General features: G+C 55.8%; 1 protein-coding gene. It reads right to left on the reverse strand.

Annotation, left to right across the window (positions count from 1 at the left end):
- Positions 1 to 722: 722 nt before the first annotated feature.
- A complete protein-coding gene (locus tag GY937_17560; protein ID MCP5058512.1) occupies positions 723 to 1,676 on the reverse strand; it encodes a hypothetical protein in 954 nt (317 codons plus the stop codon).
- Positions 1,677 to 2,358 lie beyond the last annotated feature (682 nt).

Below are 2,358 nucleotides of genomic sequence, written 5' to 3' on the forward strand. Positions count from 1 at the left end.
GAGATGATCGGACTTCTTGGCATGCTTGGTCATGGTGGCGGTTCCTTCTTGGTGTAGTGACCCCCTCCGTAATACACGGAGGGTGAAGGAGCCGCCGCTCTCAAACTCTCAGAAAATCAACCGGTTCTGGGACATCCCCTTCCCCGAACCGCCCTTCCCTCTTCCGAGGGTTGGGCGGTTCATTGATTCTTAGGCTCTGTCGATCTCAAGTCGTTTTCTTTGAAACGCCCAATTTGATCATCGCCGCACTGACTCAACTTCTTCTGCAGTAGCGGGACGAGTATTGGTGAAAGCGCTGCTCATGATCTGGCCCGTGTCGTCGTCGATCGTATACGTTGCTTGTGCGGCGACACGAGGCGCGTTGCCGAGTCCTGTCCGCCAAACAAGAAAGGCTCCGTTCGTGCGAACCCTCCACACAGGACCACCGTCTCGAATCGTTGGGTTTGAGTAGCCACTCCGCAACTCCGTACCCTTCAGACATTCAACTCTTGCTACCGCAACCTGAGGGACCGCGGTTCCTGCCGAGGCAATTGATCGCTCTCTGCCGTGTTGTGAAGCCATTCCCGCAACAACCGACGGGCTCAATCGAGGAGAAACTCCCGGCTCGATTGTCACTTGATAGGACTGGCCTTGCGCGGTCGATGGATTTGGAAGCGCGGCAGCGAACAGAACGACGGCAATTAGCTGTAGAACGGTCTTGTATTGCATCACGCTGAGCCACCTCAGTTGCATTGGGATGTCGTGGTTGGAGTCGAGCTGTTGAAGAAGTAGATGAAGTCTTTCGGGCCAGCGCACTCGGCACCGGTTGAGCCTGGAGAGGTGATCAGTCCTTGACAGCAATCGGTTCCGTGTATTGACGATGGGGACGGTTGCTTCGCCAAGAAGGTTCGCTGCCAAGGTATATTGTAGATGTTCGACCACACCAACTGGGACGGCAACTCCAACCGATAGCGGATCCGCTTTACGTAGACCGTATCAATACTGCTGGTGGAAGTGGTGGCTTCGAAACCGATATGCATATCCGCCATGCCGTGAGAAATGTTTACCCCGGTTGATTCACCTGCCCGCTGATCGACCAAGGCGTCGTTCCAAATGATGCAATCCCCAAGTGCTCCTCCGCTTTCGGCCGTGTCAAAACACGTTACCCATTTGTCAGACGCGGAAGTACCGCATCCGAATTCGACTAGCGTACCGACTTGGGAGCACTGTACGATTTTGAAGTACTCAAGATTTCCTGTGACTGGTGCGCTTCCAGAATAGGAGATCTCGACGTATATGTCGTTGACCTTGTCGCCGTAGGCTGTGACGTAGGTGTGCAAGTTGGCCCCTTGAAAGCCTTGGGATACACCTGTTTCTATCCACTCGTGTGTTGAAGATTTCCCGCTGACTCCTGCCCACACCCCTTGCTGAGTGAAGCCACCAATCGCGTAGTCAGCTGCTGTCTTAGGGCGGATCCGGAAGCCTGCGATGACTCCGTTCCTGAGCCCCGGCTCCGTCGTGTTTCCCGGGGGAGGTTCTCCAAGGTCTGCAAATATCGAGCGCTGAATCGCAGTATATTTTACGGGAGTCGTTACGGTCATCTTCGCAGAAAGCGATGCCGCCATGCCGTCTAGGCTTACGCCGTAGAGGAAGTACGTTGAGCCAGGTTCCAGGACGTCCTCGTCGATAAACCACATCCCATTCTGATCGACTGGAACCGTGTCCTGGGGTAGGTCACATACATACGAACTGCCACTTGGCTGGCACGATACAGAGAACCCTGGGTCCGGAAGGATGATTATCTCCTGGTCGCATTTTCCGTTCGGTGATCCGACTCCATCATCCGTGCAAGCCGAAATTTCGCCCTCGATTCTTTGCGCAGACGGCGTCGTGACGTTCGACAGCGAAGGCGTGCTAGGCGCAGAATTGGTTGATGCGGTGGCCCCGCTCTGTGAGGTCAATTCTCCATCGTCCGCCGTTGCGACGATCGAGTAGTCTTGCCCCATAGTAAGGCCGGTCACCGAAAACGAACCGCCGGATTGGGGTAGCAAGACCGCGCCAGAGCCGCGTGCGGGGCCAGTCGTGCCCGGATCGGCCACAAGCACGGTCAGCGAGCAGATGCCAGGGCTGGCGGGTAGACCATCATCAACGCAGGCGCCGATAGTTCCGGAAATCGAGGTATTGGTCGATTGGATACCCGATATCATGGGGGCACTTGGAGCTTGATTGCCCGGCGGGCAGCCAGCCAGTGTTGCAGCAAACAGAATGATGAGGCCTCGAAGCGTTAGCTCTCTCACAGTGACCACCCTCCAGTGTCAGCAGAGACGGTACGAGCCTAGTCCCTTGTATCGACCAAAGGCGGAAGTGTTGTCATGCTAA

The sequence above is a fragment of the bacterium genome (assembly GCA_024228115.1).
Classification (GTDB): Bacteria; Myxococcota_A; UBA9160; order UBA9160; family UBA6930.